At 47.4% G+C, this 21,713-nt stretch carries 18 protein-coding genes and 2 pseudogenes; all 20 read left to right on the top strand.

Annotated features, from left to right (window positions below; genetic code table 11):
- Positions 1 to 4 precede the first annotated feature (4 nt).
- The 20 genes and pseudogenes from ssb to QMK20_RS26675 all read left to right on the top strand — a co-directional run bounded on the left by ssb (position 5) and on the right by QMK20_RS26675 (position 21,625).
- Positions 5 to 496, top strand: coding sequence for a single-stranded DNA-binding protein (ssb, locus tag QMK20_RS26770; RefSeq protein WP_283654014.1), 492 nt, complete (start codon positions 5 to 7; stop codon positions 494 to 496).
- Positions 497 to 517: 21 nt separating this feature from the next.
- Positions 518 to 790, top strand: coding sequence for a 30S ribosomal protein S18 (gene rpsR, locus QMK20_RS26765; RefSeq protein ID WP_013312800.1), 273 nt, complete (start codon positions 518 to 520; stop codon positions 788 to 790).
- Positions 791 to 1,326: 536 nt separating this feature from the next.
- The gene (locus QMK20_RS26760) at positions 1,327 to 3,060 is read left to right on the top strand and encodes an ABC transporter substrate-binding protein (RefSeq protein ID WP_283654013.1); all 1,734 of its coding nucleotides are present in this window, start codon (positions 1,327 to 1,329) and stop codon (positions 3,058 to 3,060) included.
- A 71-nt stretch (positions 3,061 to 3,131) separates the two neighbouring features.
- Positions 3,132 to 4,094, top strand: a complete 963-nt coding sequence (locus QMK20_RS26755; RefSeq protein ID WP_149096159.1) for an ABC transporter permease — start codon at positions 3,132 to 3,134, stop codon at positions 4,092 to 4,094.
- Between the two features lie 11 nt (positions 4,095 to 4,105).
- Positions 4,106 to 5,029, top strand: coding sequence for an oligopeptide ABC transporter permease (gene opp4C, locus QMK20_RS26750; RefSeq protein ID WP_283654012.1), 924 nt, complete (start codon positions 4,106 to 4,108; stop codon positions 5,027 to 5,029).
- Positions 5,030 to 5,042: 13 nt separating this feature from the next.
- Positions 5,043 to 6,026, top strand: a complete 984-nt coding sequence (locus QMK20_RS26745; RefSeq protein WP_283654011.1) for an ABC transporter ATP-binding protein — start codon at positions 5,043 to 5,045, stop codon at positions 6,024 to 6,026.
- Positions 6,023 to 6,988, top strand: coding sequence for an ABC transporter ATP-binding protein (locus QMK20_RS26740; RefSeq protein ID WP_283654010.1), 966 nt, complete (start codon positions 6,023 to 6,025; stop codon positions 6,986 to 6,988). The genes QMK20_RS26745 and QMK20_RS26740 overlap by 4 nt, the downstream gene beginning before the upstream one ends.
- A 178-nt stretch (positions 6,989 to 7,166) precedes the next feature.
- Positions 7,167 to 8,108: a D-alanyl-D-alanine carboxypeptidase family protein gene (locus QMK20_RS26735; RefSeq protein ID WP_283654009.1), complete on the top strand. Its 942-nt coding sequence runs from the start codon at positions 7,167 to 7,169 to the stop codon at positions 8,106 to 8,108.
- Between the two features lie 246 nt (positions 8,109 to 8,354).
- Positions 8,355 to 9,225: pseudogene (locus QMK20_RS26730) on the top strand (LysR family transcriptional regulator).
- Between the two features lie 261 nt (positions 9,226 to 9,486).
- Positions 9,487 to 10,407 (top strand): ABC transporter permease, encoded by a 921-nt coding sequence (locus QMK20_RS26725; RefSeq protein ID WP_283654008.1) that lies wholly within the window; start codon positions 9,487 to 9,489, stop codon positions 10,405 to 10,407.
- Between the two features lie 102 nt (positions 10,408 to 10,509).
- A complete protein-coding gene (locus QMK20_RS26720; protein ID WP_283654007.1) occupies positions 10,510 to 12,021 on the top strand; it encodes an ABC transporter substrate-binding protein in 1,512 nt (503 codons plus the stop codon).
- Positions 12,022 to 12,052: 31 nt separating this feature from the next.
- Positions 12,053 to 12,970 carry an ABC transporter permease gene (locus QMK20_RS26715; protein WP_283654006.1) on the top strand — a complete coding sequence of 306 codons (918 nt, stop codon included), beginning with the start codon at positions 12,053 to 12,055 and terminating at the stop codon, positions 12,968 to 12,970.
- A gap of 44 nt (positions 12,971 to 13,014) precedes the next feature.
- Positions 13,015 to 13,998, top strand: a complete 984-nt coding sequence (locus tag QMK20_RS26710) for an ABC transporter ATP-binding protein (protein WP_283654005.1) — start codon at positions 13,015 to 13,017, stop codon at positions 13,996 to 13,998.
- Positions 13,995 to 14,981, top strand: a complete 987-nt coding sequence (locus QMK20_RS26705; RefSeq protein WP_283654004.1) for an ABC transporter ATP-binding protein — start codon at positions 13,995 to 13,997, stop codon at positions 14,979 to 14,981. Before QMK20_RS26710 ends, QMK20_RS26705 begins: the two co-directional genes overlap by 4 nt.
- A gap of 90 nt (positions 14,982 to 15,071) precedes the next feature.
- Positions 15,072 to 16,410: pseudogene (locus QMK20_RS26700) on the top strand (LLM class flavin-dependent oxidoreductase).
- On the top strand, positions 16,407 to 17,729 hold the full coding sequence (locus tag QMK20_RS26695; RefSeq protein ID WP_283654003.1) for an LLM class flavin-dependent oxidoreductase: 1,323 nt from the start codon (positions 16,407 to 16,409) through the stop codon (positions 17,727 to 17,729). Before QMK20_RS26700 ends, QMK20_RS26695 begins: the two are co-directional and overlap by 4 nt.
- A 32-nt stretch (positions 17,730 to 17,761) precedes the next feature.
- Positions 17,762 to 18,394 carry an RraA family protein gene (locus QMK20_RS26690; RefSeq protein ID WP_283654002.1) on the top strand — a complete coding sequence of 211 codons (633 nt, stop codon included), beginning with the start codon at positions 17,762 to 17,764 and terminating at the stop codon, positions 18,392 to 18,394.
- A 135-nt stretch (positions 18,395 to 18,529) separates the two neighbouring features.
- A protein-coding gene (locus QMK20_RS26685; RefSeq protein ID WP_283654001.1) for an IS3 family transposase occupies positions 18,530 to 19,875 on the top strand; the annotation gives its coding sequence in 2 pieces (ribosomal slippage) (positions 18,530 to 18,914 and positions 18,914 to 19,875; 1,347 coding nt in all).
- 216 nt (positions 19,876 to 20,091) lie between these two features.
- The gene (locus QMK20_RS26680; protein WP_283654000.1) at positions 20,092 to 21,150 is read left to right on the top strand and encodes an LCP family protein; all 1,059 of its coding nucleotides are present in this window, start codon (positions 20,092 to 20,094) and stop codon (positions 21,148 to 21,150) included.
- 46 nt (positions 21,151 to 21,196) lie between these two features.
- Complete coding sequence (locus tag QMK20_RS26675; RefSeq protein ID WP_283653999.1) at positions 21,197 to 21,625, top strand: CBS domain-containing protein; 429 nt, start codon at positions 21,197 to 21,199, stop codon at positions 21,623 to 21,625.
- Positions 21,626 to 21,713 lie beyond the last annotated feature (88 nt).

Here is a 21,713-nt window from a genome sequence, read left to right as displayed (position 1 = left end):
TGGATTGTTGAACCGTGTCATTCTGATCGGTCGTTTGACCAAAGATCCGGAGCTGCGCTATACACCGTCTGGTGTAGCAGTAACCCAGTTCACCCTGGCTGTAGACCGTCCGTTTACGAGTCAAGGCGGCGAACGGGAAGCGGATTTCTTGCCGATCGTAACCTGGCGTCAGCTTGCTGAAACATGCGCTAACTATCTTCGCAAAGGTCGTTTAACGGCTGTTGAAGGCCGTGTTCAGGTGCGTAATTATGAGAACAATGAAGGAAAGCGTGTATACGTGACTGAAATTGTAGCTGATAATGTGCGTTTCCTGGAATCTAACCGCGATAGCGGTAACGGTGGCGGCAATAGCGGTGGAGCTGCGCGTGAGGAGTCTCCTTTCGGAGGCGGTAACAGCAATAGTGGACGCGGGAATAATAACTCGCGAAACAATCAGGATCCTTTTTCCGATGACGGAAAACCGATCGATATTTCGGATGATGATCTACCATTTTAATTGGGAAAGGACTGACAAAGAATGGGCTTCAGACAAAGAGAAGGCGGAGACGATAACAAAAGACCAGCTCGTCGTGGTGGTCGCAACAAACGTCGTAAAGTATGTTTCTTCACTGTGAACAAAATTACTCACATTGACTATAAAGATACAGACCTGCTTAAAAAATTCATCAGCGAACGTGGAAAAATTCTTCCTCGTCGTGTGACTGGAACAAGCGCGAAATATCAACGTATGTTGACAATCGCGGTTAAACGTTCCCGTCAAATCGCATTGCTTCCTTACACTACTGAATAGTAGTTTCATGGAAGAGAAAAAGAGGCGCTCCCGATTTCGGGAGCGCCTCTTTTATGATTTTTCTTATTGACAACAAGTCCCATGTATTGTAACTTACTAATAATACAATCCATGTTTAACCATTATGCTTAGCTCGGCTTTTCTAGTCGCATTTGTGATCGCATGTTCCCCCAACTCGCCAGAGTATACATTTAGATTTCTGAAATGTTATTTTATATTACATGGTAACTAATATTATCGGTAATTTTTTGAAATAAAATTCATAAACTTTACAAAAATAGATAGTTTGCATTTTTACATTACACAAAAAAAGATATTGACGTGATATTAATTTACACTTAAGATAAGCCTTAATAAAAATATAATGGTTATCAGAACCCTAAATTGACCAAAGGTCTAAAACACGTGTTTACGCTATCATTGGTAACGGTAAGGAGGATGCACAGATATCATTTTCAAACCTCAAGCTTTAACGAACCAACGCAGGAAAGAGACAGGCTGTTAAATAAAAGAACCGACTAAGGGGGATGAATAGAATGGTGCAAACGAAGAAATGGGTTTCTTTGCTTATGGTGCTTACGATCGTTGGTGTTCTGTTTGCAGGATGTAGCGGAGGTGCTAATGAAGCACAGCCGGGCAATACGGATAATAAAACAGAGGGTAAAGAAAGCAGCCCACAAGTCACGGAGGGTGTTATTAAAGCAAGTGATCTGACGCAAAATCCGCCTGGTGCTACGAACCGGAAGGATAACATTGTGGTAGGTATGGTATCACCTAAAGGGGTATTTAACCCGTTGTTCTGGCAAACAACTTACGATCTATATGTAGTCAGAACGTTATTTGATTCCTTTTTACAGGTGAAAGCGGATGGTACATACGAAAATAGCTTGGCTGACAAGATTGATGTATCTCAGGATGGCTTGAATTACACGTTCCACCTGAAGCCAGGTGTGAAGTATAGTGACGGGACACCAGTAACGGTGAAGGATTATGCTTTTGTCCTGAAGGTACTGCATGATCCGAATTACGATGGAGAAACCGATATTCTGTCCTTCAAAATTAAAGGCGGCAAGGAATATCATGATGGCAAGGCGAATGATATCTCCGGTATTAAAGTTATTGATGATAATACGGTAGAGGTAACCGTTACAGAAGCAACAGCTTATACAAAGGATTTTCTGGGTGAGCAATACTTCATGCCAGAAGCTTATTACGGAAAAGGTTTCAAAAAGGGCAACCTGGACAGCATCAAGGCGCTTAATAATAAGCCAATCGGCTCCGGGCAGTATGTGTTGAAAAGCTTCTCCCCGGGTCAACAAGTCGTACTTGAAGCCAATCCAAACTACTTCAAGGGCGCACCGAAGGTAAAATCGGTTATTTTCAAAACCACGACAGACGAAACCAACTTGTCTATGCTGCAAACGGGTGAGACCGATATAGACAATGTTACGGTTACAGAAGATAACGTAGAGGAATTGAAATCTCTGGGCTTCCTGGACGTGAATATTATGCCGACCAACGGCTACGGATATATTGCATTTAATCACAAAGAAAAGAAATTTCAGGACCCTAAGGTGCGCCAAGCTCTGACCATTGGTTTGAACCGGAAGGAGATTGTGGAAGGGGTGTACGGTCCGTATGCGAACGTCATTAACATTCCACAGTCTACAGAAGCCTGGTCTTATACGAATGAAGGCATTAACAAATATGAGTTTGATACCGCTAAAGCAAAGGCTCTGCTGGATGAGGCTGGCTGGAAGGTTGGAGCGGACGGTATCCGTGAGAAGGATGGTGAAAAGTTTACCATTAACTTCTCAGCGACTGCGGATAATCCAGTAGTAGAGGCCTTGCTGCCGATTATGTCCAACAACTACAAGGAACTAGGCATTAAGCTGAATTCTGAAACACTGGATTTTAACGCGATTATGGATAAAAAAGATACGGGCAAGTTCGATATGTTCTTTGCCGCCTGGGGATTGACACCTGATCCAGATACAACGGTCTACCTGACCAACGGCTCACAAAATGATGTTGGCTACTCCAATAAAAAGGTCGATGAGCTGACGATTGCGGGTAAAAAGGAATTGGATCAAGAGAAACGTAAAGTGATTTACAAGGAGCTGTATCAAGAGCTGAACAAAGATTTGCCTGCCATTTTTATGTATCAGCGCAGAGATATGTGGCCAGTTAATGGGCGTGTATCTGGCTTAGAAATTACACCATACAAAGATTTTGAATTCAGTCTGTATAACGCTCAGCTCGCTCAATAAGGGTTGCCAATCGTATGCTCAGCTCTCACGGGCTGGGCATATCAATTCTTTATTTGTCTGGAGGAATGATTATGAAGCAGTATATTATTCGAAGACTGCTGCAACTCATCCCCACACTCATTGGCATATCCATTATCGTATTTGCGATTTCAGCCATGGTGCCGGGTGATTATATTACAGCCAAGCAGAACCCGAATATGACCGCCGAAAAGGCACAGCAGCTACGACATATCTACGGGTTGGATAAGCCGGAGTACCAACGCTATTTTATATGGGCGGGTAATATGCTGAAGGGTAATATGGGGGATTCATTACAGCATAAGCAGCCGGTAACGAAGGTCATTGGCAATTATGTATGGAACTCTTTTATTATCGCTTTTTTCAGTCTTATTTTTAGCTGGCTGATTGCAGTTGTTGCCGGGGTATTTTCAGCCAAGTTCCAATACTCGTTATTCGATAAGTTTGTCACGCTATTCATATTTTTGTGTATGTCGCTGCCGTCCTTCTTTATCGGTCTTTTGGTGATCAAAATATTTGCTTTGGAATGGGGCATTCTTCCGGTTGGCGGCATGACAACTGCAGGAATGGAGCCAGGCTCATGGGCTTATATCGTGGATGTTCTCAAGCACATGTTCCTGCCAACGCTCGTTCTTACGATGCTGAGCACAGGCAGTCTAACCCGGTATTTCCGTACAGGTATGCTGGAGGTTATTCGTCAGGATTATATTCGCACCGCACGCGCTAAGGGCTTGAAGGAACGGACGGTTATTTTCAAGCATGCTCTGCGCAACGCACTGATTCCAGCTATCACGCTGCTTGGCTTTGAGCTTCCCGCCTTATTTGGCGGGGCGATGATTTTGGAGAAGGTGTTTGTGTGGCCAGGTGTGGGTCAGGTTTATCTGGAGTCGATCAGTATGCGGGATTATCCGTTTATGCTGGGCTTCACTATTTTCCTGGCGGTCCTTACGCTCATTGGTAATTTGCTCTCGGATGTATTGTATGGCATGGCAGATCCAAGAATTCGCTTGAAGTAGGAGGGATACTATTGCCCGCAGAAACAGTCACGATTGAAACCAATCAAAAGGCGGCGATCCGTCCTGAAGCGTCTCCATGGAGAATCGCCGTTCGCCGTTTTAACCAGAACCATTTGGCTTTAGCTGGACTCATTATATTGATTCTTATGGTGATCATTTGCATATTTGGGCCGATGATTTCACCTTATCATCTGGATGATTACAAGCTATCTGACAAAAATTTAGCCCCGAATGCCCAATACTGGCTCGGTACGGATAAGTTTGGCAGAGATATTTTGCTGCGTACGATGCTGGCTGGCCGTATTTCTTTGACGGTGGGGTTGGTGGCCACGTTTATTTCGGTTGTGATCGGTGCGACGTTGGGTGCACTGGCAGGATTCTATCGTAAAGGCGTGGATACGATCATTATGCGGATTGCCGATATTTTTATGGCATTGCCTACATTGCCGCTGCTGATTATTTTAGGTGCCGTTCTGTCCGATTTAAAGGTTGATCCAGCGAACCGGATTTATTTTCTGATGCTCATTATCGGGGTCTTGAGCTGGACGAGCTTGTCCCGTCTGGTCAGGGGACAGATTCTTACGCTGCGTGAACAGGAGTTCATGCAAGCGACGGAAGCGCTCGGCTTGAGAGACCGCCGCAAAATATTCCGTCATCTGCTGCCGAATACGATTCCTACTATTATAGTTACAGCTACGCTCGGGGTGGCCGGGGCGATTATCACGGAGTCAGCGCTCAGTTATCTGGGGATCGGCGTTGTGCCGCCCACACCTTCGTGGGGAAATATGATTTCGGCTGCGAACAATCTGATCGACTTCCGCAAACGGCCCTGGATATGGGTTCCACCAGGAATGTGTATTTTGATTACGGTTGTAGCGATTAACCTGATTGGCGACGGTTTGCGCGATGCACTGGATCCTAAAATGAAGAAGTAGGAGACGAACGTTTATGGAAAATGCTTTGATTGAATTTCGTAACCTGAAAACCCACTTTCATACCTCTAGCGGAACTGTCAAAGCGGTCAATGACGTCAGTTTTAAAATACGTGAGGGTGAAACGCTCTGTGTGGTAGGCGAATCCGGCTGCGGCAAAAGTGTAACAGCCATGACGATGATGCGGCTGATTGATTCCCCACACACCTCGGACGGTGAAATCTGGTTTGAGGGCAAAAACCTGTTAACGCTGAATAAAGGTCAGATGCAACAAATTCGCGGCAATGACATTTCAATTATTTTTCAGGAGCCGATGTCTTCGCTGAATCCAGTGCTCACCATTGGAGAACAGATTACCGAGCCGCTGCTGATGCATACATTAATGAGTAAAAAGGAAGCACATAACCGGGCGATTGAGCTGATCAATCTGGTTGGTATTTCGCGTCCGAAGGAAATATTTCATTCGTATCCGCATGAACTGAGTGGTGGTATGCGCCAGCGGATCATGATTGCTATCGCACTGAGTTGTAATCCGAAGCTGCTCATTGCGGATGAACCGACAACGGCACTGGACGTTACGATTCAGGCGCAAATTCTCGATCTGATGCGGGATTTGAAGGATAAACTCAAAACGTCTATTATGCTGATTACGCATGATCTAGGTGTAGTGGCTGAAATGGCCGATTATGTGGTCGTCATGTATGCCGGGAACGTGATTGAAGAGGCCCCCGTCATTGAGCTGTTCAAGAATCCGCAGCATCCATATACGCAAGGGTTATTGAAGGCGAAGCCCGTCATTAATCAGAAGATTGATCGGCTGTATTCGATCCCTGGTCAGGTTCCCAACCCGATTGAGCTGGAGGAAAACTGTCATTTTCATGATCGGTGTGCGCATTGTATGCAAATCTGTAAGGATCAGGCCCCTCCCCTGCACGAAAAGAAGAACGGTCATAAGGTTGCCTGCTGGCTATATGAGGAAGAAGGAGGGCAACGGGTATGAGCAAGCCTTTAATTCAAGTGGAAGGTCTGAAAAAATATTTCCCGATCACAGGCGGGATTTTTCAGCGTACCGTGGGACATGTGAAAGCGGTCGATGATGTGTCTTTTAACATCCATAAGGGAGAGTCCTTCGGTCTGGTAGGAGAATCCGGTTGTGGCAAAAGCACGATTGGGCGTACGATTCTCAGACTGATGGATAAGACAGAGGGATCAGTGCGATACAAGGGAGAGGACTTGCATGCGTTAAGCAAGGAGCAGATTCGTGCGCTTCGTCCGAAGCTGCAAATTGTCTTTCAGGACCCTTTTAGCTCATTGAATCCGAGAATTAAGGTAGGTGAAGCCATCGGGGAAGCACTGCTGGATCACGGATTGATTGACCGTAGCAAGCTGCGGAAAAAGGTGAACGAGACGCTGGATATCTGCGGGCTATCCTCCTATCACTATGATCGGTATCCGCATGAGTTCTCTGGCGGTCAGCGTCAGCGGATCGGGATTGCGCGGGCTTTGATTTTGAATCCTGATTTTATCGTGGCTGACGAGCCAGTATCTGCACTTGATGTGTCTATTCAGGCTCAGATCATTAACTTGTTAAGTGATTTGCAGCAGGAACGGCAGTTGACTTATCTGTTCATCTCGCATGATCTGAGTGTGGTCGAGCATCTATGCAGCCGTATCGGTGTGATGTATCTAGGCTCGATGGTGGAGTTAACTTCCAAAGAGGAGCTCTTCCGCAATCCGCTTCATCCGTATACGAAGGCGCTGCTGTCGGCGGTTCCCATTCCCGATCCTACGATCAAGAGACAACGGATTGTGCTAAAAGGGGACATTCCTTCCCCGGCGAATCCGCCGTCAGGCTGCAAGTTCCATACACGTTGTCCTATGGCGGAGGCCCGTTGTAAAACGGAAATTCCAGCGTATCGGGATGCGGGCGATCAGCATTTTGTGGCCTGTCATTTTGCCTAGAAACATAGTAGAAAGCCTTTTTGAATCATTTGACTTATAAAAATCTGTCAGCCTGCAAGCAGGAATTGGCGGGTTTTTTGCTGTGGAATGTAAAAGACAAAAAAATTGTATCTTTTTTTCGAAAAGTTGCAGACAAAATGGATTTTTCATCGTCTAATAAAGTATGGGGGTTATTACGATGATGAAAAAATACTGGTTACGTTGGGCTATTGTTGTCCCGGTACTTATTATATTGATTTTTATTACACTTGGACCAAGGCTGCTGGTCGGTAAGCCGGATGTGGATGCAGGAGCTGCGGTGCTGATGGACATGCAGACGGGAGAATTGTTGATGGATGTGAATGGCGATACGCCTATGCCTTCCGCAAATATGTCCAAGCTCATGACCGAGCTGCTGGTGCTGGAGGATATTCGTGCCGGGCGGTTGGGCTGGAATGATGAAGTGAAAATCAGCCGTTACGCAAGTACAGTAGGTGGTGTAAATCTGTCACTCCGATATGGTGAAAGGCTGACGGTGTCCGAACTGTTCCAGAGCATGGTTGTGTATTCGGCTAATGACGCGGCTGTGGCACTGGCGGAGCGCTCAGCAGGCAGTGAACCGGCTTTTGTGAAGCGTATGAACGATAAGGCGGCTAAGATTGGATTGACGTCCTACAGCCAATTCAGCAATGCGTCAGGAGCGGGGCAGAGTGAGTTGGGTCCTAACCATCCCGAGAATATTCGGGGAGAAACGCAAATGACGGCAAGCGATACGGCGAAGCTGGCCTCCTACCTTATTACGTCGCATCCGGAGATTTTGAGAACGTCCAGCCGTACGCAGATGGAATTGAAGGATAAGGGCATCTATATTAGTAATACGAACTGGATGCTGCCTTCCTTGGCGGGACCCTACTCTTACGCAGGAACGGATGGACTGAAAGCGGGATACACCAGCGATGCTGGATATTGCTTCACCGGTACAGCCGAACAGCATGGCAGAAGGCTGGTTGCTGTAGTGCTGGGGGCACCGAGCAAGGAGGAACGCTTCGAGCAGACACGGAAGCTGTTCGACTATGGTTTCGCTCTGTCTACCTCTTTCCCGGTACGACTGCAAAATTTGGCTAAGCTGACTTCGCGCTAAGGTAAGGAACGACTTTAAAAGCTTCATAGGGGGAACCTCGGATTGATGATGGGATTGCACACCCAATGACCCCAAAAATGAAAACTAGAGTAGAAGCCCCTTTTGCAGATTCAGTGTAGGAGGGTCTTTTTGTTGTTTTTCGGAATGACGGTTTGGTATAGTGTGGGGAAAAAGCGTATGTCGCAGAGGAGGAAGAATACATACGATTGGGCACTGGAAGTAGAATGGGAGAAGGAGGGAATGGGTATGGAAGACCGGGATTGGCATCTATTACAGGCTTTATATACACATAAAAATATTACGAAAACAGCCCAGAGCATGTTTATGTCACAGCCTGCTTTGACCAGTCGGCTCCAGCATATTGAAAAGGAGTTCGGCATTACGATTGTACAGCGGGGAAGGCGGGGGGTTAATTTCACTCCCCAAGGGGAATATATGGCGCTGACTGCCGAAGAAATGTTGAAAAAATATCAAAAGATAAAAGATGATCTGCTCAATATGGAAGAGAAGGTTACCGGGACGTTAAGGCTGGGAGCGGGCTTCTTTTTCACTAAAAATAAGCTGCCCAAGGTTCTGAAAATGTTCAAGGAGCGTTATCCTGATGTCGAATTCAAAGTCATAGCGGGGCAGAGTAAAAGAATCCATCAATTGATTTTTAATCAAGATATTCATATTGGCTTTATCCGGGGGGGGTTATTCATGGAAAGATGAGAAGCATTTTTTATTTCAGGACACCCTGTGCATTGTTTCTAAAAGTGAAATTGATCTGAGCGATCTGCCCAATCGACCCCGAATTGACTATGGTACGGATTATGTATTGAAAGCATCCATAGACAACTGGTGGGCTGAGAATTATTCGGTGCCTCCCTTGGTAGGTATGGAAGTAGATCAGGTGGACGCCTGTCGGGAGATGGTCATGAATGGTCTGGGCTATGCGATTATGCCGAGTATGTATTTTGATGAAGAGGATATTACGAAGGTGGAAATGAAGAATCAGGAAGGGAAGCCTGTCCACCGCAATACGTGGATGTTTTACCATGGGGAGTCGTTGCAATTGAACGTGGTGAAGGCTTTTGTGAGCTTTGTCAAAGATCTGGATTTTCAGAACATACGGTGATGGATAAGAACTGTCATAGCTATTTGATATGGCGGGGCATCAGAAAATTCGATTTTAACGGATATGGTTTCTATATTACAGTAGTAGTAAGCATAACGGAGGCAGCACTATTTTGACCGTCTATACAGTCGGCTGGAATAGGGCGTTATTTTTAATCTAAAATCTCATTAAACCTATGAGTAAAGTTTATTTAATATTTTTATATTCGATGGAGGCGAATGAGAAGGAAGGCCGGAATTAGTTGATAGAGGATGTGAATCCGTGAGTAAGTATATTGGAAAAACGTTGCTGCAAGTGGTACCGGTGCTTTTTATTATCACACTGATTGTATTCATTCTTGTGCATGTAACAGGTGATCCGGTGGCGATGATGCTACCAGATACGGCAACAGCTGAGGATCGGAGGATATTGACGGAGGCGCTTGGTCTGGATCAGCCGCTGTATGTGCAGTATTATATTTTTCTGTCTAATTTGGTACAAGGGGATTTTGGTACTTCCTTCCGTTACAGTGAACCTGCGTTGCCTATCGTTCTGGAGAGGTTGCCTGCCAGCTTTGAGTTAGCGGTTGCATCGATGATTATTGCTTGCTGTCTCGCTATTCCTCTGGGGATATGGTCTGCGGTGAAGCGTAATTCCTTCATTGATATCTTCATTTCGGGTGTATCCGTACTGGGTAAAGCCATGCCGAATTTTTGGGTAGGCATCATGCTGATTCTGGTCGTAGCTGTTCATTGGGGCTGGACTCCGGTATCTGGAAGAGGGGGCTTGTCTCATTTGATCTTACCGGCGATTACATTGGGGACAGGGATAGCAGCGGAAATGACCCGATTAATCCGTTCCAGTATGCTGGAAATCATCGGACAGGACTATATCCGAACCGCTCGAAGCAAAGGAATTAGGGAAATGATCGTGATTAACAAGCATGCCCTCCGCAATGCATTAATTCCGGTGGTGACGATAACCGGGCTGCAATTCACTAATTTGGTGGGTGGATCACTGGTGACCGAGACTATATTTTCCTGGCCCGGCATGGGGCAACTGATTGTGCAGGCAATTAATACTCATGATATGGCGATCATTCAGGCTTCGGTATTCGTAGTAGCCATTATGGTCATTCTGATCACGGTCATTACGGATATTGCCTATAAAGTTCTGGATCCTCGTATTAAGTACAATGAATAATAGCGAAGGCTCTATTTTTTTAAATTTTAAACCAACTAAACAAGTGGAAAAAATAAGTTTTCGGGGAACTCGAAGAAAAATAGAAGAGGCAGGTAGAAGAGGATGCGGAAAATAGCTTGGGTATGGCTGATGTTAGTTTTGGCGGTGACGGGATGCACCAGTACGAACGGTTCGGTACAGGAAAAGACGCTGACGATCGGCAACACGATTGATAACGTAACGTTCGATATCCATGATCATGGAAATACGCAGACAGAATCAATTCATGTCAATATATTTGAATATTTGGTGAAGAAGGATGGCAATGATCCACAAAAAAAACTACCGGGGCTCGCTACATCCTGGAAGCGGACGGATGACAAGACATGGAGATTCGAGCTGCGGAAGGGAGTCAAGTTTCATAACGGAGATCCATTCACCGCCGCAGATGTGAAGTTTACACTGGAGCGCGTAGCCAAAGATAAATCGCTCGTGGATTATTCATCTTATTCCGGTATCCAGCAGGTGAACGTTATTGATGATTATACTGTGGACATCATTACGAAAGGACCTGACCCGATTCTGTTGGGTCGCTTAAGCAGAATTAGCTCAGGGATCCTGCCAGCAGCTTATTTTCAAAAACAGGGTGTAGAAGGATTCATCCGAAATCCGGTGGGCACAGGCCCGTACAAGTTGGATAAATGGATTAAGGACGACCGTGTGGAGTTGGTCAAAAATACAGACTATTACGGAGACAAGCCCCAATGGGATCGTCTGGTGTTCCGTACGATTCCTGAATCCACGACCCGTATATCCGAGCTGTTGACAGGCGCTATTGATATTGCTGTCATCATCCCGCCGGGGGATATCCAGCGTGTACAGGATAGCGGATCAACTTACTATACTGATAAGGATAGCGCGCGGGTCCAAAGCTTGCTGGTGCGTCAGACACCCGGAGTCGTAACCGCTAATCCCAAAGTGCGGGAAGCTATTGAACTGGCTATTGATAAGAAGGGACTCGTAGACAATGTACTTGGTGGGGCAGGAGTTCCCACACAGGAGGCGATTGGCCCGGGTATCCTGGGACATGAACCCAAGCTGTTCAATACGAATGTCTATAATCCTGAACGTGCCAAGCAATTATTGGTGGAAGCAGGATATCCGAATGGGGTGGAGCTGACGTTGAGCAGTCCGGCCAGTACGAAGGAGGTCGCTGAGACGATCGCTGCATATTTGACAGAGGTCAACTTCAAGGTGAAGCTTGAAATTCTGGAACAGACGCAATATAAACAACGGGATAACTCCAATACCTTTAAGGAACTGGCGCTCCAGGGTAAAGGCAACTCCATGTTTGAGTCACCACTTCCGCTGGAAGTATTTACAACGGAAAATGCCAAAGGCCAGACCGATTATAGCAACCCGGAGGTCGACAAGCTTCTGAAAGACGCTGCTACCAATCTGGATGATCAGAAGAGAGCAGAGCAGTACCAAAAAGCACAGGAGATTCTGGCGGTGGATCGCCCTCGAATTTTCTTGTACCAGAACAAGTTCAATTATGGTGTCAGTAACCGGGTGGAGCTTACTCCACGTGTGGACGAGATGTTCTATGCAGATGATATTAAGCTGAAAGAATAGTCGGATAAAAAGGAAATGGGGTGGTATGAGTATGTCTGAATCTGTACAATCCAAGGCTGCTCTTGCTTTGCCCGTACAAAGCGTGGGTACACAAGGATTGCTGAGGAGGGGTCTGAGCTATCTGTTTCAGAGCAAGACAGGCATTCTGGGCCTGATTGTTCTTGTCATTATTGTGTCTATTTCTGTGGCTGCACCCGTGATTGCCCCTCATGATCCGGCTCAGACCAACATCGCGCGGAAGTTGTTGCCACCGGCATGGATAGCAGGAGGAACGACTGAATTTCTACTGGGGACAGATAGTTTGGGCAGAGATATTTGGAGCCGAATCGTGTACGGGTCGCGTGTCTCGCTAATCGTGGGTTTCTGTTCCGTAGGTATTTCGGGTGCTATTGGCATTACTCTAGGACTGATCTCGGGATATTACGGCCGCTGGGTGGATGCGTTCATTATGCGGATTGTAGATGCCTTTCTGGCTATACCCACGATCCTGTTTATGATGTTGTTCATGCTGGTGCTCGGGCAGGGAGTGGGAACGCTGATTTTTGTCATTGGGATAACGGGCTGGGTGAGCTATACAAGAATGGTACGGAGTGAGGTTCTGAGTGTACGCGAACGTGATTATGTACGCGCGGCAAGAGTGGCCGGTGCTGATGATTTCCGAATCATACGAGTACATGTGCTGCCTAATGTGATTTCTTCTTTTATTATCATTTCTACGCTTAGCATAGGCCGGGTGATTATTTCCGAGGCGGCTTTGAGCTTCCTTGGATTGGGCATTCAGTCGCCTGCCGTATCGTGGGGAGGAATGTTGAGTGACGGGCGCCAGTATTTGGCTACAAGCTGGTGGGTGGCTACTTTTCCGGGTATTGCTATTACGATTACCGTGCTCGCCATTATATTTGTCGGAGATTGGCTAAGGGATTGGCTTGATCCCAAGCTGGATGTATAGCAGGTCAGTTGATGGTTCGGCATAGGCAGGAAAGGAGAGATAGAATGCCGGAAATGTTGCTGGAGGTCAAGGATTTACAGACCTCGTTCATGACGAAGTCTGGTGTGGTCCCGGCAGTCAATCGGGTATCGTTCCATGTAGCCAAGGGAGAAACGCTGTGTATTGTCGGTGAATCAGGCAGCGGCAAAAGCGTGACCTCGTTGTCCATCATTGGATTGATAGATCGGCCGGGGAAGGTCGTAGGCGGCGAAATTGTACTGGAAGGCTGTAATTTGTTGGAGCTGAAGCCCAAAGAAATGCGTAAAATTCGCGGTAACGAAATCTCGATGATTTTTCAGGAGCCTATGACTTCGCTGAATCCCGTGTTTACGATCGGCAGCCAAATTTCGGAATCACTACGAACTCATACGGGATTGAGTAAACAGGAGGCCAGGCTCAAAAGCATCGAGATGCTGAAACTGGTCGGCATTTCCCATCCCGAAAAGGTCATTCATTATTTTCCTCATCAATTATCGGGCGGTATGAGACAACGAGTCATGATTGCGAGCGCCTTGTCCTGCCACCCCAAGCTGCTCATTGCGGATGAGCCTACAACGGCACTGGATGTAACCATTCAGGCGCAAATCATGGATCTAATCGGACAACTGAGCGACACGCTGGAGATGGGCGTCATCTGGATTACTCATGATCTGGGCGTGGTGGCTGAAATGGCAGACCGGGTTGCGGTAATGTATGCCGGTGAAATTGTGGAGGAAGCGTATGCAGTTGATTTGTTTGACCGTCCGCTTCATCCGTATACGATAGGTCTGATGCATTCGCTACCCCAAATGGATGGATATCAGGAGGAATTATATTCGATCCCCGGGACAGTACCTCAACTGTCGCAGCTTCCGAAAGGGTGTGCCTTTCAATCACGTTGTCCTGTGGCGACAACCAGATGTATGTTGGACAAGCCAGAGCTGGAACAGGTGGAGGCAGGTCATGTCGTGCGTTGCTTTTATCCCGGCGCTAAAGGGGAGGTGCTATGAGCTTGGCCATTTCGGAAGAGAAGCCTTTGCTTGAGGTCAAGGACTTGAAAAAATATTACCCAGTAAAAACAGGATGGTTATCACGCAAAACCGGTTATGTTCGAGCGGTGGACGGTCTTAGCTTTTCGGTTAACCGGGGGGAGACGCTGGGTATTGTCGGTGAATCAGGTAGCGGGAAAACGACGCTGGGACAGATGATTTTACAATTGCAGGAGCCGACAGGCGGTGAAGTCTGGTTCGACCAGCGTAAATTGACAGGGATGAGCGGTAAGACATTGCGTCATGTTCGTGCCGATTTGCAGCTCATTTTTCAGGACCCTTACGCTTCTCTGAATCCACGAATGAAAATTAAGGATATTATCGCAGAGCCGCTGATCATTCGCGGGGAAACAGAAGGATTGCAGTTAAGAAAGCGAATTAGCGAATTGATGGAAATTGTCGGCTTGGGAGAGCATCACCTGAATCGGTATCCGCACGAATTCAGTGGTGGACAGCGGCAGCGGATCGGAATCGCCCGGGCATTATCGCTAAATCCAAAGCTGATTGTTTGTGACGAGGCGGTTTCGGCGCTCGATGTTTCGATTCAGGCTCAGATTTTAAATCTATTGAAAAGGCTGCAAAAGGAATATCAGCTAACGTATATTTTCATTGCTCACGGTCTTGCCTCCGTTAAATTCGTCAGTGAACATATAGCTGTCATGTATTTGGGCAGGATCGTTGAAATGGGGCAGAGGGATGAGCTGTTTGCTCACCCCAAGCACCCGTATACGAAGTCATTACTGTCGTCCATTCCTGTATCTCATCCACGGAAAACCAAGGAGAGGATTTTGTTGAAGGGCGACATTCCAAGTCCGATCAACCCGCCAAGCGGTTGTAGCTTTCATACTCGTTGTCCAATGGCTCAGGATATTTGCAAAAGTCAGATTCCAGTCTTCGAGCAGCATAAAGACAGGCATGGCGTAGCCTGCCATTTTCCAATGTGAGTGACGATGTAAGCAACACATACAGGAACAAATGCGGAAACTCAAATGAACCAGAGTGTGAGGTGAGGGAAAGTGAGTTATCAACGTCAAATGATTTTGAATTTTTTTATGAATAGTACAGGCTTTCATGAAACCGCGTGGAGGCATCCTCTGGCAGAGCCGGCGGGGGTAACAGATTTTTCTTTATATAAGAAGATGGCGCTTATTGCAGAACAAGCCAAATTCCATACGATATTTTTGGCAGATTCTTACGAGTTGGGCGAGAAAGTCAAGCATCAGGCATTAAACCGTCTGGAGCCGTATACGCTGCTGGCGGCTTTAGCTGCGGTAACGGAGCGCATAGGATTGGTGGCTACGGTATCTACTTCTTATACAGAACCTTTTCACACAGCCCGTCTGTTTGCTTCGCTGGATCATTTGAGTCAGGGGCGTGCAGGCTGGAACATTGTGACGACAGGCATCGGCAACACGCATCTGAATTTCAGCAGAGAGCAGAATTTTGAGCATACGGAGCGCTATGAACGGGCCTTGGAATTTGTACAGTTGACGACCAAGCTGTGGGATAGCTGGGAAGACGATGCGCTGCTGTTTAACAAAGACGAGGGACTATATGCCGATACGGACAAAATCCATGCGATTCGCCATAAAAGCGAGCGCTTCTCGGTCGAAGGTCCGCTGAATCTTCCACGCCCTCCGCAGGGCTATCCGGTGCTGGCACAGGCGGGTTCGTCGGAGGATGGGAAGGAACTGGCCGCCCGGACGGGAGAAATGATCTACACGGCCCAGCAGACGTTAAAGGATGCACAGGCGTTCTATGCTGACGTGAAATCGAGAGTGGAGAAATACGGACGTAATCCGGAGGATGTCAAAATCGTACCGGGCTTTAGCTTGATCGTCGGAGCTACCGAATCTGAGGCGAGAGAGAAGGAGGCTGAGCTGCGCGAGTCGGTTATACCCGAGCTTGGGCTACAGCGGTTGTCTAACCGACTGAAGGTGGATTTGTCCGCCTATCCGCTGGATGGTCCGGTTCCGCAGTTGCCTGACCCTGCCACCATTAATGAGAACCGGAGTCGGTTTGAATTAATGAAAAATATGATCGAAACCGAAAAGCTGACGATTCGCCAATTGATCGAAAGGGCTTCCGGGGGGCAATGGCCACCGTACCTTTGCCGGGACGGCTGTCCAGATTGCCGACGAGATGGAGGAATGGTTCAGTCAGGGAGCCTGTGACGGCTTTGTAATCCGGCCGCAGCAGTTGCCGACCGGGCTGGAGGATTTTGCTCGCCTTGTCGTGCCTGAGCTCCAACGCAGAGGATTATTCCATACGGAGTATGAGGGAAGAACCCTGCGTGAGAATCTCGGTCTATCTCGGCCGACGAATCAATTTGCTGCCAAGTTACAGAAGGGGAAAGGAGTTCTTCATACATGAGCGAAGGAAGAAAACTGAAATTCGGATTGTTCATTCAGGCTGCCGGTCACCATACATCGGGCTGGCGGCACAAAGATGCCCAATCGGGAAGTGAAAATTTTGAATTAATCAAGCAACTGGCTCAAACAGCCGAGCGGGCCAAACTGGATATGGTTTTTCTCGCTGATGGTCTGATCACGTCTCCCGATGCTGCGGCATCCGTCATCGCCCGTTTTGAGCCGATTACATTGCTGGCTGCCTTATCTACGGTCACCAGCCGGATCGGTCTTGCTGTCACAGCCTCAACGACATATTACGATCCTTTTAATATCGCCCGCTTGTTAGCATCTGTGGACCAACTGAGCCAGGGGCGAGCAGCATGGAATGTTGTCACAACCTCATCACCTGAAGCGGCCAAAAACTTTTCGCGGGAAGATCACCCGGATCATCATTTGCGGTATGAACGCGCTGCGGAGTTTGTCGAGGTCGTCAAAGGGCTGTGGGATAGCTGGGAACAGCAGCCCTACATTGTGAATAAAGAAACGGGAGAGTACATCGACAAGAGCAAGCTGCATGAGCTGAATCATGAAGGCACATTTTTCTCCGTAAAAGGGCCGCTTAATGTCACGCAAAGTCCTCAAGGCCATCCAGTCATTATTCAGGCAGGATCATCTGGCCCGGGCCAGGATCTCGCTGCCCGGATTGGTGAAGTGGTGTTTACGGCACAGCAATCCTTGGAGGATGCACAGCAGTTCTACAGTCATCTGAAAGCACAACTGCCCAAATACGGTCGTACCGCTGAGCATCTACACATCATGCCAGGATTGCTTCCGGTTATCGGTGCCACAGAGAAGGAAGCTCATGAAAAATATGAATATTTGCAAAGCTTTATTGATGACTCCTTCGCTTACGACTCCTTGTCAGAGAGATTTCAGTATGATATGAGGGCTTATTCTTTGGATGAACCGGTTCCGGATATTCCGGAAGCGGACGGGCGAAAGAGTCGTCCTCAACTGCTGCTCAAGCTTGCACGCGATAAGGGGTACACGTTGCGCCAGCTGTACAAGGAGGTTGCCGGAGCGCGTGGGCACCGCATTGTGACGGGCACGCCTCTGCAAATTGCAGATCACATCCAGCAATGGTTCGTGGGATATGCCGCCGATGGGTTTAATATTATGCCGCCTTATGTACCGGGTGGATTGGATGAATTTGTGGGCGGTGTAATCCCTGAACTTCAGAATCGCGGGTTGTTCAGGACAGAGTACGAGGGCAGCACGCTGCGGGAGCATCTGGGCTTACCTGTCCCGGTAAACCGCCATACACGCGTGGCTTCACCATAAACAACCAAAAGCAACCAAGAGGAGAGAACGATATGTCGAGCATAGACCAACCATTTAAGGAGCTTCCGACAACCAGTATTTCAGATGTTCTGGGCGGATTAACCAATCTGGATTATGATATTAAGCCGATACACGGGCACTGCAAGATTGCAGGCAGAGCATTTACCGTGACTATACCTGCGGGAGATAATTTGGCCGTGCTTCGGGCCATTCGGGAAGCTAACCCCGACGATGTGTTGGTTATTGACGCCAAGGGAGATACCAGCCGTGCGGTGGCGGGTGATTTTGTGGCAGGATTAGCGCAGACACTGGGGTTGCAGGGGATTGTAGTGGACGGCGTGATTCGCGATATTGAGGGGGTCCGAACGCTGAACTTTCCCATTTTTTCCAGAGGGACTACGATTGCCTCGGGCAATAAATATGGTGGAGGCAAAACGAATGTACCCGTATCGGTTGGCGGAGTAAGTATCCAACCCGGAGACTGGATTGTCGGGGATATTGACGGCGTCGTGGTTGTTCCACAGGGGATGGAGCAGCAGGTGGCTGAAGAAGCGAGGCTGAAATATGCTCAGGACCAGCGGCGGGAGACAGAAGTGTCCGGCAATAAAGAAGCAGCACTGCGTTATCTGGACAAGGTACTCGGATTAGGCGCAGGCTCCATTTAATTATACACATACAGAAAAACCATCTACCCCTTTAGATGAACTGTGACCCGAAAGATGGACACTTTGAAAAAAAGTGACCTCTCTCGGGTCTCTTTGCGTTTATAATCGGTATACACGAAAGGTTGGGGATACAAAATGGGGAACCGTTGGTCTACCGGTGAGCAAAGGTTTAGTGAAAGTCAGATCCGCCAGATGGAGGATAATACTAACGTATTGCATATTACAGAGCGTTCTATTGCTTACCAACCCACATTCAAGTTGGCAGCTCTAAAGGCCTATCAGGAGGGGAAAACTCCTGCGGAAATCTTCAGGGAGGCAGGATTCAACTTAGATATGATCGGACGGGAGAATCCGAATAGATGCTTAAAACGTTGGAGAAGAACCTTTGCTTCTCAAGGTGAAGCAGGTCTTCTGGAAGAGCAACGAGGAAAAGGCAGCACGGGAAGGCCCGCAGCAGAACAGTCGATGGAGAAGAAGCTTGCACAAGCTGAGGCACGGATAAAGCTCCTGGAAGCGGAGAACGACTTCCTAAAAAAGCTCGAGGCGCTCGAGAGACAAGCCCAGCAGAACCAACGCTGACACCCTCTGAGCGCTTCGAACTCATCCATCGTACCATCCGTAAGCATCAACTTGAGAAGATGACTCATCATCTTTGTAAAATGGCGAATGTCAGTAAAAGCGGGTACTACCGGTGGTTAGCCGCTGAACAAGCACGACAGCTGAGAGAAGAAGCAGACGAACAGGATCTGTTACTCATCAGGGAACATTTTGAAAAACGTAATGGGAAAGTGGGAGCACTTGTTTTAAAAATGTGCTTGGAGCATAAGAGTGGCGTCATCATGAACCATAAGAAAATTCGCCGTATCATGCGTAAATACGGGTTGGTGGCCAAGATACGCCAGGCCAATCCGTACCGTAAGCTTGTAAAGGCCACACAAGAGCACCAGACACTCCCTAATCACCTTAAGCGTCAGTTTGACCAGGGCGAGCCGGAGAAAGTCTTTCTCACAGACATCACATACCTGCACTATGGTCAGGGGCAATGTGCGTATTTGTCCTGTGTAAAGGACGGTGCAAGCAAACAGATTCTTGCTCATTATGTATCCTCGTCCTTAGAAATGACGATCGTAGATCGAACCTTGGACAGGTTGATTCAACGACTGGATGGCAACATTCACCCCGAAGCCACCATCCATTCTGACCAAGGTTTTCACTACACGAATCCGAGGTTCCAAGCTCGAGTTAAAGAGATAGGCTTCCAGCAGTCCATGTCGCGAAAGAGTAACTGCTGGGACAATGCCTCCATGGAGTCTTTCTTCGGTCATATGAAGGATGAACTCGAGTATAGGGACAGCGTTACTCTCCAGGAATTACGGGCACGCATTAATGAATACATGGATTACTACAACACCGATCGGTATCAATGGACATTAAAAAAGATGACTCCTGATGAATACAGGAACCATCTATTAACAGCATAATCTAACTCTTTTCTTTTATGTGTCCACAAATAGGGTCACAGTTCAAGAGGAGCGATAGATGGTTTTTCTGTATGTGTACTTTTCAGTATGTTACGCTTTTTGACAACAAGGTAGCAGACCTTTTATGCTGTGGGGGGAAGTTTCCGCTTCATAAGAGCCAAATTCGGTTTAATGAAGAGATGGGATTTATCGAAGTAAAGAAGGAAGGAACCTGTTATGGAGAGAAGACATAGGAGAAGGACAGGCGGCAAGCCTAAGAATAAAAAAAGGTTTACCGCTCTATATATTTCATGTATTGTTTTGTTTCTGATTGCGGTGGGAGGATATCTGTTCCGTAAACAGCTGACGCTGGTGGCCTTTGACTGGTTCGTATCTCCGACGTTGGAGAGCAAGCTGGAGAAGTCCTTTCAGCCGCGCCAATCGGAGGGACAGAAGCAGTCGGAGCCGGTTGCTTATCGGAAAGAGCCGTTTTCGGTGCTGCTGCTCGGTACGGACCAAAGGCCGAACGAGAAGGCGCGTGGCCGCTCGGATACGGTTATTTATGCGGCTGTACGGCCTGCGGAATCGCGTGTGCTTCTGGTTTCCCTTCCAAGGGATACGTATGTCCAGATTGTCGGACATGATCCAAATCATGACGGTGAGGATGATTTTGATAAGTTGGGGCATGCTTATGCGTTCGGAGGCGAGGATATGTCCATAGCTACGGTAGAGAAGCTGATGGAGCATAAGGCCGATTATTATGCTACGATTAATTTCCAGGGTATTCAGGATGCTGTAAATGCGGTGGGCGGGGTTGAGCTTCCCATCGATAAGCCGATTGAGAATAAAAATCCGCTGCATATCAAGTTCCGCATCGAGGCGGGCAAGCCGCTTTATAATGGCGAAGAAGCGATGTATTATGTTAGATATAGGGAAGACAGCGACTTTAACCGTACCAAACGGCAGCAAATTTTTCTGAATGCAATGGCGGATAAGCTGCTGAATATCAACGGAATCTCCAAGATTCCGGAGCTGCTCGATATTATGGGAGCCAATTTCAAGACGGACATGGAGCCTACTTTTATTACAGGACTTGGCAAGCAGGCCATTTCGCAGGGGCAACCACAAATTTCGAGCTTTACGATTACAGGGGAAGGTTTCAAGAAAAAGGGCCTGTATTATGACCGGGCCAATGAACAGGAACTCGAATACGCCAGACTTATGATCGCAAACTGGCTGGATTCTGGCACAACCCCGCAGACGCTGAAGCTTCCCGACAAGCAGGACATTCAGTGAGTAATCATTTGATTTTACAATTGATTTTGAGGGGGATTCTTTTCTCATGAATATCGCTTTTTTCTTGCTTCCCAAACAAGAGGTTGCTTTTGTCACGGCGGATGCAACTTTACGGCAAACGTTGGAGCGAATGGAGCATCACCGCTTCACGGCGGTTCCGATTTTGGATAAGGAAGGTAGATATACCGGCACGGTTACAGAGGGTGATCTGCTGTGGCATATGAAGGAATCTGAGGGGAAAATAACCTTTGAAAACGCTTCGAAGTTTATGCTCAAGGACGTCCCGCTTCGGGTTTCGATAAAGCCGGTGTCCATTGATGCCAATATGGAGGATTTAATTAATTTGGCTAAGGTGCAGAACTTTGTACCTGTGGTGGATGATATGGAACGGTTTATTGGCATTGTCCGCCGTAGCCAGATTATTGAATATTGTGAAAAATTCGTGTCGAGAGAATCGCTTAACTCGTCATCCTAAAGCAAGCAGCATAGCTGCTTTGAAAATAACTATTTATCCTATGGGGTAACAGTTATTTTCAAAATAGGATATGCTATAATGGAGAATA

It is taken from the genome of Paenibacillus sp. RC334 (genome assembly GCF_030034735.1).
Lineage (GTDB): Bacteria > Bacillota > Bacilli > Paenibacillales > Paenibacillaceae > Paenibacillus > Paenibacillus terrae_A.
The sequence above is the reverse complement of the archived record's forward strand: the minus strand, read 5'-3'. Positions and strand labels throughout refer to the sequence as shown.

Coding starts and splice junctions, on each gene's coding strand:
- rpsR (WP_013312800.1), top strand. CDS start 518: ATGGGCTTCAGACAAAGAGAAGGCGGAGACGATAACAAAAGACCAGCT.
- QMK20_RS26760 (WP_283654013.1), top strand. CDS start 1,327: ATGGTGCAAACGAAGAAATGGGTTTCTTTGCTTATGGTGCTTACGATC.
- QMK20_RS26755 (WP_149096159.1), top strand. CDS start 3,132: ATGAAGCAGTATATTATTCGAAGACTGCTGCAACTCATCCCCACACTC.
- QMK20_RS26745 (WP_283654011.1), top strand. CDS start 5,043: ATGGAAAATGCTTTGATTGAATTTCGTAACCTGAAAACCCACTTTCAT.
- QMK20_RS26740 (WP_283654010.1), top strand. CDS start 6,023: ATGAGCAAGCCTTTAATTCAAGTGGAAGGTCTGAAAAAATATTTCCCG.
- QMK20_RS26735 (WP_283654009.1), top strand. CDS start 7,167: ATGATGAAAAAATACTGGTTACGTTGGGCTATTGTTGTCCCGGTACTT.
- QMK20_RS26720 (WP_283654007.1), top strand. CDS start 10,510: ATGCGGAAAATAGCTTGGGTATGGCTGATGTTAGTTTTGGCGGTGACG.
- QMK20_RS26715 (WP_283654006.1), top strand. CDS start 12,053: ATGTCTGAATCTGTACAATCCAAGGCTGCTCTTGCTTTGCCCGTACAA.
- QMK20_RS26710 (WP_283654005.1), top strand. CDS start 13,015: ATGCCGGAAATGTTGCTGGAGGTCAAGGATTTACAGACCTCGTTCATG.
- QMK20_RS26705 (WP_283654004.1), top strand. CDS start 13,995: ATGAGCTTGGCCATTTCGGAAGAGAAGCCTTTGCTTGAGGTCAAGGAC.
- QMK20_RS26695 (WP_283654003.1), top strand. CDS start 16,407: ATGAGCGAAGGAAGAAAACTGAAATTCGGATTGTTCATTCAGGCTGCC.
- QMK20_RS26690 (WP_283654002.1), top strand. CDS start 17,762: ATGTCGAGCATAGACCAACCATTTAAGGAGCTTCCGACAACCAGTATT.
- QMK20_RS26680 (WP_283654000.1), top strand. CDS start 20,092: ATGGAGAGAAGACATAGGAGAAGGACAGGCGGCAAGCCTAAGAATAAA.
- QMK20_RS26675 (WP_283653999.1), top strand. CDS start 21,197: ATGAATATCGCTTTTTTCTTGCTTCCCAAACAAGAGGTTGCTTTTGTC.